This window comes from Escherichia sp. GZ89 (genome assembly GCF_019366485.1).
In the GTDB taxonomy this organism is placed as follows: domain Bacteria; phylum Pseudomonadota; class Gammaproteobacteria; order Enterobacterales; family Enterobacteriaceae; genus Escherichia; species Escherichia fergusonii.
Map to the genome: position 1 here is coordinate 144,517 of NZ_JAEOHX010000008.1, position 15,980 is coordinate 160,496.

Annotated in this window: 12 protein-coding genes and 2 pseudogenes; 2 read left to right on the forward strand and 12 right to left on the reverse strand. The window is 47.1% G+C overall.

Annotation, left to right across the window (positions count from 1 at the left end; genetic code table 11):
- Nucleotides 1-17 precede the first annotated feature (17 nt).
- From K0335_RS14375 to allA, 8 genes are all read right to left on the reverse strand, one after another.
- The gene (locus tag K0335_RS14375) at nucleotides 18-1,319 is read right to left on the reverse strand and encodes a uracil/xanthine transporter (protein ID WP_001302767.1); all 1,302 of its coding nucleotides are present in this window, start codon (nucleotides 1,317-1,319) and stop codon (nucleotides 18-20) included.
- A gap of 56 nt (nucleotides 1,320-1,375) precedes the next feature.
- Nucleotides 1,376-2,737 carry an allantoinase AllB gene (allB, locus tag K0335_RS14380; RefSeq protein WP_000006898.1) on the reverse strand — a complete coding sequence of 454 codons (1,362 nt, stop codon included), beginning with the start codon at nucleotides 2,735-2,737 and terminating at the stop codon, nucleotides 1,376-1,378.
- 60 nt (nucleotides 2,738-2,797) lie between these two features.
- Nucleotides 2,798-4,252 (reverse strand): putative allantoin permease, encoded by a 1,455-nt coding sequence (locus tag K0335_RS14385; protein WP_104919577.1) that lies wholly within the window; start codon nucleotides 4,250-4,252, stop codon nucleotides 2,798-2,800.
- Nucleotides 4,253-4,421: 169 nt separating this feature from the next.
- Nucleotides 4,422-5,300, reverse strand: a complete 879-nt coding sequence (glxR, locus tag K0335_RS14390) for a 2-hydroxy-3-oxopropionate reductase (RefSeq protein ID WP_219393883.1) — start codon at nucleotides 5,298-5,300, stop codon at nucleotides 4,422-4,424.
- A 98-nt stretch (nucleotides 5,301-5,398) separates the two neighbouring features.
- Complete coding sequence (gene hyi / locus K0335_RS14395; RefSeq protein ID WP_000943583.1) at nucleotides 5,399-6,175, reverse strand: hydroxypyruvate isomerase; 777 nt, start codon at nucleotides 6,173-6,175, stop codon at nucleotides 5,399-5,401.
- 12 nt (nucleotides 6,176-6,187) lie between these two features.
- Nucleotides 6,188-7,969, reverse strand: coding sequence for a glyoxylate carboligase (gene gcl / locus K0335_RS14400; RefSeq protein ID WP_219393885.1), 1,782 nt, complete (start codon nucleotides 7,967-7,969; stop codon nucleotides 6,188-6,190).
- A gap of 89 nt (nucleotides 7,970-8,058) precedes the next feature.
- Entirely contained in the window at nucleotides 8,059-8,874 is an 816-nt protein-coding gene (gene allR, locus K0335_RS14405; protein ID WP_000141261.1) for an HTH-type transcriptional repressor AllR, read from the reverse strand.
- Between the two features lie 78 nt (nucleotides 8,875-8,952).
- Nucleotides 8,953-9,435 carry an ureidoglycolate lyase gene (allA, locus tag K0335_RS14410; RefSeq protein ID WP_104919580.1) on the reverse strand — a complete coding sequence of 161 codons (483 nt, stop codon included), beginning with the start codon at nucleotides 9,433-9,435 and terminating at the stop codon, nucleotides 8,953-8,955.
- 229 nt (nucleotides 9,436-9,664) lie between these two features.
- Here allA and allS point away from each other — a divergent pair, with 229 nt between their 5' ends.
- Both allS and mnmH read left to right on the forward strand, forming a co-directional pair.
- Entirely contained in the window at nucleotides 9,665-10,591 is a 927-nt protein-coding gene (allS, locus tag K0335_RS14415) for an HTH-type transcriptional activator AllS (protein WP_104919581.1), read from the forward strand.
- Nucleotides 10,592-10,659: 68 nt separating this feature from the next.
- On the forward strand, nucleotides 10,660-11,766 hold the full coding sequence (gene mnmH / locus K0335_RS14420) for a tRNA 2-selenouridine(34) synthase MnmH (protein ID WP_219393887.1): 1,107 nt from the start codon (nucleotides 10,660-10,662) through the stop codon (nucleotides 11,764-11,766).
- A gap of 51 nt (nucleotides 11,767-11,817) precedes the next feature.
- Here the strand turns inward: mnmH and K0335_RS14425 are convergent.
- From K0335_RS14425 to tssD, 4 genes and pseudogenes are all read right to left on the reverse strand, one after another.
- Nucleotides 11,818-12,441: pseudogene (locus tag K0335_RS14425) on the reverse strand (DUF2931 family protein).
- A gap of 51 nt (nucleotides 12,442-12,492) precedes the next feature.
- Nucleotides 12,493-13,115, reverse strand: a pseudogene (locus tag K0335_RS14430) (DUF2931 family protein).
- A 51-nt stretch (nucleotides 13,116-13,166) separates the two neighbouring features.
- Nucleotides 13,167-13,826 (reverse strand): DUF2931 family protein, encoded by a 660-nt coding sequence (locus K0335_RS14435; protein WP_219393888.1) that lies wholly within the window; start codon nucleotides 13,824-13,826, stop codon nucleotides 13,167-13,169.
- Complete coding sequence (gene tssD, locus K0335_RS14440; protein WP_104919585.1) at nucleotides 13,816-15,819, reverse strand: type VI secretion system tube protein TssD; 2,004 nt, start codon at nucleotides 15,817-15,819, stop codon at nucleotides 13,816-13,818. Before tssD ends, K0335_RS14435 begins: the two co-directional genes overlap by 11 nt.
- Between the last annotated feature and the right edge of the window lie 161 nt (nucleotides 15,820-15,980).

Sequence of the window (15,980 nt, forward strand, 5' to 3'; positions counted from 1 at the left end):
AATCCTTTTTCAACAAATTATTCGATGCGTTCCCACGGAATAAGATTATCCATAAGAACAGCCAGTAAAATTCCGACCAGTAAGCCGTTACTGAGCAGAGGACGAAGCGTTAATGGAAGGTCTTGCAGATACACTGGCGGTAATGCCATTAAAAATATGCCGACAAATAACGGCAATGCGAGTCGATAAATATTGCGAGCAGTAAATGTTATTTGTTGGCTAAATACCAGTGCGGAAAAGAGTAAAGGCAGATAAGAAACCAGCATGACCGCGCTACTCACTGGTAAAGGGATACTGCAAAACAGTCGCGTGAGTGCCGGAACCAGCGCCACCAGCAGGCAAATAACGCTGCCATAAATAAACGAACGCCGCGTGTAATCGCCAGTCTGGGTTAATAAACCAATGGATGAAACAAACGGTGAAAATGGAATTACCGCCAGCGGCACGGTTATCAGCGTCATAAATCCGGTCGCCACAAAGCTGCGACGATAACGCGTATTCCCCGCGCCCTGTTGCGGATAAAAAACATCCGTGCCACGAATCGCACCGTAGGTATTGCTGATATTTACCAGACCTGTAATCACCGCCGTCAGAATAATCCCCGGCGACAAAGCACCGCCACTGCCGAGCGGGAACCACTGCCAGTGCAACTCACCGGAGAGCGAATGCGAAGAAGGAAAGCAAAAGTACCACAACAACCAGCCGGTTATGGTACCGACCAGCAGGCCATAACGGGCAAAACGTTGCGGCAGGAAGATAATCATCGCCAGTACCAGGCACATCACCGCCACCGAGAGCGCGAACGGCGGTAACTGAATTTTAAAATTCGGGTCGGCTATGCCAAACGGCAGGCCGAGCATACCTTTGAAAAAGATAGTGGTCAGCTGCGCGCCCAGCATCAACATAAACAAGACCATCACAGACGGCGTAAATAACCGCGCCAGGCGATGACCTAATCCGCTAAAACCAATCAACATCGTCAGCACGCCAGAGAGCGCAATTCCCACCGCCAGGCTGGTAGCGATATCGTTGATCGGTGTCCCGCGCGATGCTTCGCCAAGGGTAATAGTAAGGATGGTTCCCCACCACAGGCCACCCGGCCCTTCCATAATAGCGCGACGATGACCGCAGAACGCCTGAGCGAAGCAGGCCAGTGCGGTAGCAAGAAAAGCATATTGCGTGAGCGTAAGCAGGCTACTTTGCGGCAACTGAAAAGCAGAAAGTAGCGTAGGAGGAACCACAACCGTGTTGCAAAAAATAAAGAAAAACCACTGAAATCCTGATAACAGGCTTTCGCGGCTGACTGCAAAATTGAACATAAACACACCTTAACCGGAGAATGCCCGCCGCAAGGACGGGCATTGCAGGGGCCAGATTACTGCTGATGTTTAAGGATAAATTGACCTTTCGGCGCAACAGGGAAGCCCTGTTCGATGTCGTAAATCACATCACCACGTAAGAGGGTTTTCGTGATACGCGCGCCAATGGTACGGCCAACATACGGGCTGACTTTGTGGCGATATTCCAGATCGTCATTGGTAAGAACATAGCTGCTATTCGGCTGAATGAAGACGAAGTCGGCATCTTTTCCTGGGGCGATCCGGCCTTTTTGCTGCAAACCGAAAATATCTGCTGCGTTAGTTGCCATTAATTTGCCGAACATCGGCAGAGACATACCACGTTTCTGTACTGCTTCATCGAACATCACGTCCATGCAGCTTTGCAGACCGGCGATACCGCCCCATGCTTTCATGATGTTGCCTGCTTTCATTTCCGGCGGGCATGGAGAGTGGTCGGAAACCAGGCAGTCGATTTCACCGTTAAACAGTTTTTCCCACATGCCTTTCTGGTTTTCCAGATCGCGGATCGGTGGTGAACACTTCGCCAGAGTACCGATTTCTTCGAACTGATCGGTATCCAGTACAAAGTAATGCGGGCAGGATTCACAGGTAACGTCCTGGCCTTCCTGACGCGCACGAGTCACCTCTTCAACACCTTCCGGGCTGCTGATGTGGCAAACGTGCAGACGGCAACCAGCAACTTTCGCCAGGTACAGTACGCGGCGAATCGCTTCCACTTCGGTAAACACCGGACGCGAGGCCACATAGTCATGAGCGGTTACGCGACCTTCGCGCTTCGCTTCTTCGCCCAGTTCGTCACAGATCAGCGCGTTTTCGCAGTGCACCAGCACCGGCTGACCCAGTTCGCCCAGCTTCTGCGCGCCTTTGAAGAACTGCCAGTCGTTTACGTCACGGAAGTCGTTGTCGATACCGCGATCGCCACAGGTCGCAACGAAGCATTTGAAGCCGACAACGCCCACTTCATCCAGCTCATGCAGACGGTCGATGTTGTAAGACACCAGGCCACCGAGTTGCGCCGCATCGATAGTCAGCTTGCCTTTAGCGGCATCAAACTTCAGTTCAATCGATGCGCGGTCAACCGTTGCAGGCAGCTGGTTGAGCGGCATTTCGATCATGGTGGTGATACCACCTTTTGCCGCTGCGCGAGTACCCGTTTCATAACCTTCCCAGTGGCTACGACCCGGTTCAGAAATATGGGTGTGCGCATCAACCATGCCTGGCGAAACCACCAGACCAGACGCATCCATAACTTCTTTTGCATCGCCCAGATCCTGACCGATAGCAGCAATTTTTCCGCCTTTAACGGCGATATCTACAACGCGAGCTTCGTTTTCTAAAATAACGGTGCCGTTTTTAATGATTAAATCAAAAGACATAACAAACTCCTTGTAAAATACAGATTGGTTTTTTAACTCAATGTTCAATATCGGGATTAATTAACCTGTGACTTTTTGTTCTCCTGTTTTTTCTGCTGCAGTACGTTTCTTTAATAAGGCGTAGGCCGCAAAGGCGACAATAACGCCGACAAACCATGAAACGCGTGATAAAGGCTCCATGAACGGAATAAATTTACCACCGAGAGATAAAATAACGGCGACCAGAGTTACTGAGAACGCGGTGAGGTTAAATCCGTTATCGTAATATTTATAATCGCCTGCTGCGGTGTACAGCTCATCAAGATTAATTTGCCCACGCATCACCACAAAATAATGCGCCATCATGACACCAATTACCGGACCCAGCATTCCGCCGATAATATCGAGGAACAGATAAATACTGTCCTGATTTTCCATTAATTTCCACGGGCAGATCAGCAGGCTGATAATACTGGCAATCAGTACGCCGTTTTTATAGGTCAGTTTCGTCGGTGCAATAGCGGCAATCTGATAACCAGCCGGAATAATATTACCGGTGGCGTTAGTGGAGATAGTCGTCATCAGAATAACCAGTACCGCAAAGAACGAGGCAAACAGGCTATCCCAACGCTGAACAATATCCAGCACGTTCCAGGTGTCAGCGCCGTAGTGAATACTGGCTCCGGCAATAATACATACCCCGGCGACCGCAAACAGAATATAGGCCACAACTAAACCCAGCGTTTGCCCCAGCGCTTGCTCACGAAACGAGTGGGCGTTTTGCGTAAAGTCGGATGCGCTCACCGCCGGTGCCGCCCAGACCGCAACTACCGCGTTAATCACCACCAAAAACAGGAAGCCACTGTTTTCTGCTTTCTGAATACCGCTCGGGATGTAGTCAAAGATTGGACCGATCCCGACAAGCGAAATCGCCCAAATTGCCATGCCGCCGAAGACGATATAGATACACGGATTAAGAATAGCGGTGAATTTATTTAAAACTTTGCCGCCGCCAAAACCAATACCAACGTTTACCAGCCAGAAGAGTAAGAAAGTAATTAAGCCCGGTAGAGAAAGCCCCAACAGAGTGAAATCACCACCGAGAGTTAAAAACCCCGGCCAGATTTTGCCAATCAGGATCAAGCAGGCCAGCGATCCGGCGTAACATTGCAGGCCAAACCACATAATGGCAGCAATCCCGCCTCTTAATAATCCGGGAAACAGTGCGCCACGTACGCCATAAGAAGCACGCAGGATCATGGCAAATGGTACGCCGTATTTACTGCCCGCAGCACCGTTTAATACCATTACCGCAGCAATAAAAAAGGCGCTAATAATAATTGCCAACATAATACTAAAGGTAGACAAGCCGAGAATAAAAAAGCCGCCGACCATCACATAATTGGGAACGTTGTGTACCGAACCCATCCATAAGGTAAAATAGTTAAATATTTTCCAGGTCCGCTGGCTTTGCGTTTTCGGCAATAGATCTTCACTATAGCCGCGTTGCTGGAATAGTTTTCTCTGATGTTCCATAAATCCCTCTTAATTTCACGTATCGAATAACGCTGTTTTTAATCTAGCTATGAGGAACAAATAAAAAACAAATATTATTTTTAATACTGAAGCAACATCTTTGGCTGCTTTCTTTTTTAATATTGCTGGCCGATTCATTTTCTGACATCGGCCATTTTTATTGCGGGTATCAGGCCAGTTTATGGTTAGCCATTAATTCCAGCGCCTGCACTAATGCAGAGTGATCCAACTGGCTGCCACCGTTTGCCGCACAGGTATTAAACAATTCCTGGCAGGTCGCGGTGTTTGGCAGGTTCAGGGCCAGTGCTTTCGCACTTTGCAGTGCCAGGTTGAGATCTTTCTGGTGCAGCGCAATTTTAAAACCTGGATTAAAGGTGCGTTTAATCATGCGCTCACCGGGAACTTCCAGAATACGTGAGGAAGCAAAGCCGCCCATCAGCGCCTGGCGCACACGTACCGGATCCGCTCCGGCTTTTGAAGCAAATAGCAGGGCTTCAGAAACCGCTTCAATATTGAGCGCCACGATAATCTGATTTGCCACTTTGCAGGTTTGACCGTCGCCGTTACCGCCCACGAGGGTGATATTTTTACCGAGCAGTTCAAATAGTGGTTTAATGCGATTAAATACGGATTCTTCGCCGCCAACCATAATTGACAACGTTCCTTCACGCGCGCCGATTTCACCGCCAGAAACCGGAGCATCGAGATAGTCGCCACCCAGTTCATTAACCTGGTGGGCAAAACGCTTGGTTTCAATGGGCGAAATAGAGCTCATATCAACAATGGTTTTTCCCTGGAGCGACGTTTTTGCACAGCCATTTTCACCAAACAGTACCTCTTCTACCTGCGGCGTGTCTGGCACCATAATAAAGATAATGTCCGAAGATTCAGTTACCTGCCGCGCGGTTTCAACATTTACTGCGCCCAGCGCCAGTAATTCTTCCGCGACCGGACCAATGGTCGTCACATGCAGTTGATGGCCTGCCCGTGCCAGGTTAACTGCCATCGGTGTGCCCATAATACCCAGGCCAATAAATCCCAGTTTCATAATTAACCTCTTGTGAATATCGCTGTTTCTGAATTCAGACAACACGATCCCCTGCCTGCATAGCGGCAAAAAATGCATTGTCTGAATCGTTTTTCGTTTTAGCGGTATGGATTAATCCATGATAATCCCGCTTCCGTGGTGGTCAGGGGTTTATATTCGCACCCTACCCAACCGTCATAATCAGACTTTTCAATTAAACCGAATAAAAAGTCGTAATTTATTTCCCCGGTGCCAGGTTCACCACGACGGGGGTTATCGGCAATCTGCAAATGACCGATTTTATTTGCCCATGTAGTCATGGTTTGGGCTAATTCCCCTTCCATGCGTTGCATGTGGTAAATATCGTACTGGATCTTGATATTGTTACTGCCAATATCGGCAATCAGTGCCAGTGCTTGTTGTGTTCCGGTCAAATGGAAGCCCGGCATATCAAAGTGATTAAGCGGCTCAATCAGCAGCAAAACCCCTTCTTTCGCCAGCATATTTGCCGCATAGCGCAGGTTCTCAACCAGAGTGGTATGCACCTGCTCTGCTGATACGCCTGCCGGCGTTTTACCGACCAGACAGTTAATTTTTTTATTACCCAGTGCACGGGCATAACGAATCGCAGCGGCTACACCATCTCGAAATTCCTCTTCCCGGCCAGGAATACAGGCTATTCCGCGTTCACCCGCCGCCCAGTCACCCGCAGGTAAATTATGCAGCGTATGCTCCAGGTTATTACTGCTGAGCTTGTGCTGCAAAACTTCTATGTCGTAGTCATAGGGGAACATAAATTCCACAGCGCGAAATCCGCACTGCGCCGCTTTATCAAAGCGTTCAAGAAAATCATATTCCTGAAATAACATCGACAAGTTAGCAGAGAAACGTAACATTAATTACCTCCCTTACTTATATTGCATAAAACAGGTTTCAGTTGGCGCGTCCGCTGCGTTATCGGCGATATCTTCAAATTCCATCACATTATCGAGTTCGCTGCCCATTGAAATATTGGTTACGCGCTCGAGAATGATTTCCACTACCACAGGTACACGGTATTGATTCATTAATGCTTTCGCCTGTTCAAATGCCGGAGCAATATCTTCCGGTTTGAAAACACGAATCGCTTTACAACCTAAACCTTCCGCTACTTTTACGTGGTCTACGCCGTAACCGTTCACTTCGCTGGAGTTAATATTTTCGAATGCGAGCTGTACGCAGTAATCCATATCAAAGGCGCGTTGCGACTGACGAATCAGACCCAGATAGGCGTTATTGACCAGCACATGGATGTACGGAATATTGAACTGCGCGCCAACGGCTAACTCTTCAATCAGGAACTGGAAGTCGAAGTCACCGGAAATCGCTACCACATTGCGTTTTGGATCAGCGGCACACACACCCAACGCCGCCGGAATGGTCCAGCCCAGCGGGCCTGCCTGCCCACAGTTGATCCAGTGGCGGTCTTTAAAGACATGCAGCATTTGTGCCGCAGCGATTTGTGACAGACCAATGGTGGTGACATAACAAACATCGCGACCAAAGGCTTTGTTCATCTCTTCATACACGCGCTGCGGTTTCATTGGCACATTGTCGAAGTGGGTTTTGCGCAGCAAAGCGCGTTTGCGCTGCTGGCAGTCGGAGACCCACTCTTTACGACACGGCAGACGACCCGCTTTTTGCATCTCCTGCGCCACTTCAACCAGTAAAGTCAGGGCAGCTTTAGCATCAGAGACAATCCCCAGATCCGGGCACAGCACGCGGCCAATTTGCGTCGGCTCAATATCGATATGGACGATTTTGCGCCCTTCGGTGTATTTCTCTACCGAACCGGTATGACGGTTGGCGAAACGGTTACCGATACCAAACACCATATCGGACGCCAGCAGCGTTGCATTACCGTAACGATGTGCGGTTTGCAGCCCCACCATCCCGGCCATCAGTTCGTGGTCGTCCGGGATACAGCCCCAGCCCATCAGCGTTGGGATCACCGGAACGCTGGTCAGTTCAGCGAACTGTTGTAACAGTGCAGCTGCGTCAGCATTGATGACCCCGCCCCCGGCAACAATTACCGGACGTTCAGCCTGGATTAACATTTCGACAGCTTTTTCGATCTGCATACGGCTGGCCGCTGGTTTGTAGACCGGCAACGGTTCGTACATGTCAGGATCAAACTCGATTTCCGCCACCTGAACGTCGAACGGTAAATCCACCAGTACCGGACCCGGACGACCAGAACGCATCAGGTGAAATGCCTGTTGCAACACACGAGGTACCAGTGCCGCTTCACGTACTGTAACCGCCATTTTGCTGACCGGTTTAGCGATAGCTTCGATATCAACAGCCTGGAAATCTTCTTTATGCAGACGAGCACGCGGTGCCTGACCAGTGATGCACAAAATAGGAATGGAATCAGCAGAAGCGGAATAGAGCGCGGTGATCATGTCCGTGCCCGCAGGACCGGAAGTCCCCAGACATACGCCGATATTCCCTGCCGTTGCGCGGGTATAACCTTCCGCCATGTGCGAAGCACCTTCCACATGACGCGCCAGAATGTGACGAATCCCGCCGTGCTTACGCATCGCCGAATAGAAAGGATTGATTGCTGCTCCAGGAACACCAAAAGCGGTGGTGATACCTTCTTTTTCCAGCACATACATTGCCGCGTCAACGGCTCTCATTTTTGCCATTTTCTTCCTACCTCTATTAATTGGAAAAATTTTCCAAATTTCAAAATTTGCCAAAAAATCCCGCTCTACAGAGCGGGAAGCGACTGAAACTATGGGTGAGCTTTCAGTCCCAGCGCCGTACTGATATCTCGTGCCGTGTCCCGTACCAGCTCACCCTGACTGACAAAGCGATCTTCCGTCAGTCTTGAGGCCGGGCCTGAGATGGAGATAGCCGCAACCACGCTACCTACATCGTCATAAATCGCTGAAGCAATGCAATTCAGACCAATTACATGCTCTTCTTTGTCGACGGTATATCCCTGTTCACGCGCCTGTTCCAGATCCCTGAGCAGCGTGGGCATATCCACCAACGTGTTCGGCGTAAACTGCTGCAAGCCCGTTTTCAGAATAATGCCCATCAGCTCTTCTTCTGCCAGCGGATAAAGCAAAGCCTTACCTGCGCCGGAAGCGTGTAGCGGCAGGCGACTGCCCAGCGGTGCACACATCCTGACCATCGACTTACACTCTTGCTGGCCGATCAATACCGCTTCTGTACCATTACGAATCGCGACGTTGACCGTCTCGCCAGAGAGCAGCATCAGTCGGCGCATAAACGGCCCGGCGACGGAGAGGACGTCGCGGTTATGAATATACGCCGACCCCACGTTGAATACGCCTAAACCAATATGCCACCAGCCTAACTGGCTGTCCTGATAGACAAAATCCGCTGCCTGTAACACTTTTAACAGGCGAAAAGTCGTCGAGAGCGGCAGATCCAGATTGAGGGAAATATCGCTGACTGACGAACTTCCCCCACTTCTTTCCAGATACTGCAAAATTGCGATTCCTCGCTCTAACGCCTGAGCGCCTTTCTGCGCAGCAGGTTCAGCCTGTCCGGGCCTGCCGCGCCGTCTAACTTCCGTCATACTTACGTTAACTCCGGCCCATAAAATGAGCACAAACAATGAACAATACGCTCATCTTAAGCAAGAAGGCCGGAAGCGTCACGCAAAACAAAGTTCATGCGTGGGGATACTTTCTACATCGCAGTTATCGCTACCGCCACGATCAACCGTCAGAAAATCGGTCACTTTTTGCCAGGCAAAAAGGGGGTGATGCCAGACATTACGATGATAATTAACACCTTGATCGCCATTGGTAATAAACGCCCGCAAGGTGGAAAGATCAGGTTCGTCTTCACCTAAAGCCACTACTACCACAAATGCTTCGCCTTTCATGGGAATAAATGCCTGCGTACCCAGCGGATGGCGCTCCAGTTCGTGGATCACCAGTGGCATTACCGCAGGTTGTGCGCGGTTGATACTGATCAGCGTGCGGTCTTGCTCAAGAATCTCAACATTGGCTAAATCGTGATAACGCTCCACCAGGCCATTGTTGATATGGAAAAAATTCCGCTGTTGCGTTTCGATAACATCGCCATAAGCGCTGAACGCTTCCTGGCTTAACGGTAATACCTGAAGTTTCATGGTCTTGTCCTTGTAACATAATTCCGCTCAACCACTGCCGCCAGGCAAGTATGGTTTCAATACCAGGCAATCTAAAACCTTCGGCAAACAACATCAACACAAAAGTTGGAATATTTTTCCAAAATAAGATTTAGTCCACAATTTACACAGGGTTATCATGTAAAAATACTGATAAATCAGAGGATAAGAAAATCATGCAACTTGCGGATTTAAAAGGGGATACCTGAAGATGTTTGATCCAGAAACCTTGCGTACTTTTATCGGCGTTGCCGAAACCGGAAGCTTCTCGAAAGCAGCAGAACGGTTATGTAAAACCACGGCGACGATCAGTTATCGCATCAAACTTCTGGAAGAGAATACGGGCGTGGCATTATTTTTTCGCACGACTCGCAGCGTAACGCTCACCGCAGCTGGCGCACATCTTCTTAGTCAGGCCAGAGACTGGCTTGCCTGGCTGGAGAGTATGCCCGGTGAACTTCAACAGGTGAATGACGGTGTAGAGCGGCAGGTTAATATTGTGGTCAATAACCTGCTTTACAGCCCACAGACCGTTGCTCGTTTGTTGGCGTGGCTAAACGAGCGTTATCCCTTCACACAGTTTCGTTTTTCCCGGCAAATTTATATGGGCGTGTGGGACTCGCTGTTATATGAAGGGTTTTCTCTGGCGATAGGCGTTACAGGCACCGAGGCACTGGAAAATACATTTAGTCTTGAACCTTTAGGTTCCGTACAGTGGTGTTTTGTTATGGCGGCAGATCATCCGCTAGCGAACGTTGAAGAGCCGCTAACCGAAGCGCAGCTGCGCCGCTTTCCGGCAGTGAATATTGAAGATAGCGCCCGTACGTTAACCAAACGTGTGGCCTGGCGTCTTCCAGGGCAAAAGGAAATTATTGTTCCTGATATGGAAACGAAAATCGCCGCACATCTGGCAGGTGTTGGCATTGGCTTTTTGCCCAAACCGCTTTGCCAGCCGATGGTTGATAGTAAGGAGCTGGTAAGTCGGGTAATTCCCACCATGCGCCCCCCTTCTCCGCTTAGTCTTGCCTGGCGAAAATTTGGTGGTGGTAAAGCGGTGGAGGATATCGTGACGTTATTTAGCCAGCGCCGCCCGGAGATCAGCGGATTTTTAGATATTTTCGGCAACTCACACAGTTAAAAATCAAGTCACCTTGCGTATTGGGGCGTAAAATAGCGCGCAAGCTGATTTGAGGTTCACTTTTTACTATGCAAGAGAGACACACGGAGCAGGACTATCGTGCCCTGCTGATTGCTGATACGCCCATTATTGATGTTCGCGCCCCTGTCGAGTTTGAGCAAGGCGCAATGCCCGCCGCTATTAATCTGCCGTTAATGAATAATGATGAACGCGCCGCAGTTGGCACCTGCTATAAACAGCAAGGCTCAGATGCAGCGCTGGCGCTGGGGCATAAACTGGTGGCGGGTGAAATTCGTCAGCAGCGCATGGATGCCTGGCGGGCTGCGTGCCTGCAAAATCCGCAAGGTATTCTCTGCTGCGCCCGTGGCGGCCAACGTTCGCATATTGTGCAACGCTGGCTGCATGAAGCGGGGATTAATTATCCGCTGGTGGAAGGCGGTTATAAAGTACTGCGCCAGACTGCGATTCAGGCGACCATTGAACTGTCACAAAAACCGATAGTGCTGATTGGCGGTTGTACCGGCAGCGGTAAAACGCTTTTGGTACAACAGCAACCGAACGGTGTTGATCTGGAAGGACTGGCGCGCCATCGCGGTTCTGCTTTTGGTCGCACGTTACAACCACAACTTAGCCAGGCGAGTTTTGAAAACCTGCTGGCTGCCGAAATTCTAAAAACCGACGCCCGTCAGGAGCTGCACCTGTGGGTGCTGGAAGACGAAAGCCGGATGATCGGTTCGAATCACCTGCCGGAATGCCTGCGCGAGCGAATGACTCAGGCGGCGATTGCGGTGGTAGAAGACCCGTTTGAGATCCGTCTTGAACGCCTGAACGAAGAATATTTCTTGCGTATGCATCATGATTTTACCCATGTGTACGGCGACGAACAGGGCTGGCAGGAGTATTGCGAATACCTGCATCACGGACTTTCGGCGATTAAGCGTCGGCTGGGGCTACAACGCTATAACGAACTGGCTGCAAGGCTGGATGCGGCGCTGACAACGCAACTTACCACCGGCAGCACCGACGGTCATCTGGCCTGGCTGGTGCCGTTACTTGAAGAATATTACGACCCGATGTATCGCTATCAGCTTGAGAAAAAAGCGGAAAAAGTTGTCTTTCGCGGTGAGTGGGCTGAAGTAGCAGAATGGGTTAAGACTTATGCCTGTGGTTATTAACCCACAAAAATGCTTTTACGTTCCTCTTTAATAAATTGTGCAACTGGTTAACTACCAGTTGCCATAGGGATATTTTTTATCTTTGATAAAGTTTTTTGTACTTTCCGGATAAGAATACCCATGTTTATAGGCACTTCGGCCATTACACATTTCCATTTTTTCACCTGAAACCGTTTCTATCAGAATCTGCTTATCCGTCAGGCGAATATTGGGTTTGTCACGTTTATCAAGCCATACCCGTACTTTTCCTTCCGGAGCCAGCCCGATTAACAGATACCGCAGATAATACTTTTCACTGCCACCGCCTGGTGGTGAATAAGGTGTGAGCATCAATTTCCAGACGTCTCCCGCCAGTGTTATCCAGGTTTCATACACTTTTTTATCAATCACTGAATCCCAGCAAAAATGGATAGACATTGGTGGGTTTTTGGCTTTATTAAAAACTGACGACATCCCTGATACTTTCTCGCTCCATTATCCAACACTTCCTGGACTGGCATTGGTACTGGCCAGCGTTCTGAACTGATAATAGATGCCATCGGTATCTAATAATTCCACATAGGTAACTTTTGCTGGTAGGGAATCAGGGTAGAAAAAATTGAAATACCACTCATCATAGGGTGCAAGCAACGATATTTTTTCTTTCGCTGCTGTCTGGACTGATCCGGATATCATTAACGCAATGGTTAATCTATAAATTATTTTAGCTATTATTTTCATTGTTACTTACCAGTTACCATAGGGATATTTTTTATCTTTGATAAACTCAAGAACATATTCATCGTCTCCAAGAGAAAAATCATGCCGGGAAATTCCTTTACACATTTCCATTTTTTCACCTGAAACCGTTTCTATCAGAATCTGCTTATCCGTCAGGCGAATATTGGGCTTGTCAGGTTTCTCCAGCCATACCCGTACTTTTCCTTCCGGAGCCAGACCGATTAACAGATACCGCAGATAATACTTTTCACTGCCACCGCCTGGTGGTGAATAAGGTGTTAGCATCAATTTCCAGACGTCTCCCGCCAGCGTTATCCAGGTTTCATACACTTTTTTATCAATCACTGAATCCCAGCAGAAATGGATAGACATAGGGGGATTTTTGGCTTTATTGAATGCCGTCATTCCACCACTAAGATTTTCCTGCCATTGTCCTATTGTTGTTGAGACAGGGATAGTGCTATCCAGAGTTCTGAACTGATAATAGATTCCATCGGTATCTAATAACTCCACATAGATAACTTCTGCTGGTAGGGAATTAGGGTAAAAAAATTGAAATACCATTCATCATAGGGTGCAAGCAGTGATATTTTTTCTTTCGCTGCTGTCTGGACTGATCCGGTTATCATTAACGCAATGGTTAATCTATAAATTATTTTAGCTATTATTTTCATTGTTACTTACCAGTTACCATAGGGATATTTTTTATCTTTGATAAACTCAAGAACATATTCATCGTCTCCAAGAGAAAAATCATGCCGGGAAATTCCTTTACACATTTCCATTTTTTCACCTGAAAACGTTTCTATCAGAATCTGCTTATCCGTCAGGCGAATATTGGGTTTGTCACGTTTATCAAGCCATACCCGTACTTTTCCTTCCGGAGCCAGTCCGATTAACAGATACTGTAGATAATACTTTTCACTGCTACCGCCTGGTGGTGAATAAGGTGTAAGCATCAATTTCCAGACGTCTCCCGCCAGTGTTATCCAGGTTTCATACACTTTTTTATCAATCACTGAATCCCAGCAAAAATGGATAGACATTGGTGGGTTTTTGGCTTTATTAAAAACTGACGACATCCCTGATACTTTCTCGCTCCATTGTCCAACACTTCCTGAACTGGCATTAGTACTGGCCAGCGTTCTGAACTGATAATAGATGCCATCGGTATCTAATAATTCCACATAGGTAACTTTTGCTGGTAGGGAATCAGGGTAGAAAAAATTGAAATACCACTCATCATAGGGTGCAAGCAACGATATTTTTTCTTTCGCTGCTGCGTTAAAGTTAAGAACCATAGACGTAATAACAAACAGTAATTTTATATTAAATTCCATTTTGTTTATTCCCTTGCATATCGTATATAGTTCTGGTCCAATTTTCATCCGGCCGATTAACAAAACTAAACGTCTTAAATGCTGATACTTCAGCAGACACCTTATTTTTTAATCGATAATCGACGGTATTCCAGTTGGAAGAGCAGTGTATATATTTTCCAATGGTTTTAAGCTCATCATCAGAAAAAGGTATCGGTGCTGTACACAAGAGAACGGCTTTACCCTGAGAAATTGCTTTTTCACATATTGCCTTTAAATGACTGGGAACTTTTAATTCCTTATCAGCAACAGAAATGGCATCAAATACTACCCCTGCCTCTTTAGCGACTTCATACATTACTCTTAACGCAATCTTTGACCAGTCATTGGTGATAGTTCTGCGAAATGTCACCGCTGCAGCGACCCGTTTTCTCACATTACCTAAGTGGTCAGGTGACGCTATTTCATCAATATTGGATTCAATTTTCAGGACACCAGAAGGCAGAATCGGAGCCAGCGTTGAATAGCGCCACAATAACTCTGCCTGCTGTGCTGCTTTTTGGTAAGTGCTTGTCGCTTCCACCGGCACATTTTCCAGTACCGTTTCAATCGCCGGGCGACTTAAAAACAGGTACTCATCTTCCAGTGGGTCATAACCGCCACCAATATCAGCATGTGATCCAGGGAAACTTAATTCTGGCCAGCTTTCCTTTATGCTATTGAGACAAAAGTTATAGCGGCATTCGTGCATTGCTGTAAGCTGGAATACATGTTTGGCCACACCTGGCGGTAACTTCACTTTTACCGGAAAGTTATTACCATCATGAGGGTCAAAACCATCCATCAGCCCTCCGATGGCTGCAACTGTGTCAAAAATACCTAAAAATTGCACTTCCCCGGAAGGTTTACCTAAATATTCAACTGACTGAAATGCCGTCGTAATGGTTTTAATCAGTACGGGATCACGCTCAAATACGCGATTAGTAAAGTGCCGTGCGGCTGCTGCCCCACGACTAAAGCCAAATACGTCAAACTGTAGACACTTAATTACTAATTTATTCTCTTTTAAAGAAATAACAATCTCCGTCAGTTTTTCACGGAGCAGTGATATCGCACGGTCAGTTTTGGCAATTACCCCTGTATCATTATTTCCTAACCCCATTCCTATCAGAGAGTCTGCTTTATTATTTTCAGTCCCTATTCCTTCAATATAAATTTCACGTTGAATTTTTACTGACCCCGCATTTATTTCTGAATCTTTATGATACAACTCATTCAACCAATGAATATTCGTATAGTAATTCAAATAGCTCTGTACACCGGATCCCGTTTTACCCTGCTTGCTCATACATTGTTTATTAAATGAGGCCAAATCCTGTATATCCAGACCATAGGTTTCTGGTTGGCAAAAACTCATACGTAAATTCGTATTGGTTAAATTGTTTCCTGTGCCATCAAAGAATACGCCAATGGTGAGGATAATTTCTCGTTCAGGCGGTATTTCTGGTTTTTCCTCGACAGGTAAGAGCGTCGGTGGGAAAAGGCGATTATAATTTTCAGGTGTGAGTAAATAACTAAATTCTGTATTGGCTGTAAGATGCTTACAGTAGATATATTCGTAGTGTATTGTTATATATTGATAGTCGAGTTCATTTTCTTTTATTATAATCTGATTCTGAGTTAACGTTGCACCACGGACTTCAATATAATAATACCTTTCCCATTTTCCATATTTATTAATACGATAAAAATAAAACTCAAAACGGCATCGTTCGTTATTATTAATGCAATTCATCAGCAGCGGTGAGCTTTTATCGAGAATTTTACAAAATTGTATCGTTTGATGATTAATGCCAAATCCTGTGTTACTTACTCCTCCATGAAAACTAAAAACAAATATTTCATCCTCATGTCCCTGTTGATACCGATTCCCGACAGAGGCTTGCGTCCCGCATCCTGCAGAAATATCCCCTTGTTGCTCCCCTGTAATGCGTAAATATATAATGTCACCCATATGATTATACCCATTCCATAGATTTTAATTATATAATATAAACTTAATAAACAACTCATTTGGCAATGTATATTAATTATATGTTTGGGCATAACAATTTTTTAATTACGTGATGCACTAATAATAAAGCCGTTTATCTACCAGGTAGAAATAAACGGCTT

Excerpts from the sequence above, each read along its gene's own strand:
- mnmH (WP_219393887.1), top strand. The coding sequence starts at position 10,660 with ATGCAAGAGAGACACACGGAGCAGGACTATCGTGCCCTGCTGATTGCT.
- K0335_RS14375 (WP_001302767.1), bottom strand. The coding sequence starts at position 1,319 with ATGTTCAATTTTGCAGTCAGCCGCGAAAGCCTGTTATCAGGATTTCAG.
- allA (WP_104919580.1), bottom strand. The coding sequence starts at position 9,435 with ATGAAACTTCAGGTATTACCGTTAAGCCAGGAAGCGTTCAGCGCTTAT.
- allS (WP_104919581.1), top strand. The coding sequence starts at position 9,665 with ATGTTTGATCCAGAAACCTTGCGTACTTTTATCGGCGTTGCCGAAACC.
- glxR (WP_219393883.1), bottom strand. The coding sequence starts at position 5,300 with ATGAAACTGGGATTTATTGGCCTGGGTATTATGGGCACACCGATGGCA.
- allR (WP_000141261.1), bottom strand. The coding sequence starts at position 8,874 with ATGACGGAAGTTAGACGGCGCGGCAGGCCCGGACAGGCTGAACCTGCT.
- K0335_RS14385 (WP_104919577.1), bottom strand. The coding sequence starts at position 4,252 with ATGGAACATCAGAGAAAACTATTCCAGCAACGCGGCTATAGTGAAGAT.
- tssD (WP_104919585.1), bottom strand. The coding sequence starts at position 15,819 with ATGGGTGACATTATATATTTACGCATTACAGGGGAGCAACAAGGGGAT.
- K0335_RS14435 (WP_219393888.1), bottom strand. The coding sequence starts at position 13,826 with ATGGAATTTAATATAAAATTACTGTTTGTTATTACGTCTATGGTTCTT.
- allB (WP_000006898.1), bottom strand. The coding sequence starts at position 2,737 with ATGTCTTTTGATTTAATCATTAAAAACGGCACCGTTATTTTAGAAAAC.
- gcl (WP_219393885.1), bottom strand. The coding sequence starts at position 7,969 with ATGGCAAAAATGAGAGCCGTTGACGCGGCAATGTATGTGCTGGAAAAA.
- hyi (WP_000943583.1), bottom strand. The coding sequence starts at position 6,175 with ATGTTACGTTTCTCTGCTAACTTGTCGATGTTATTTCAGGAATATGAT.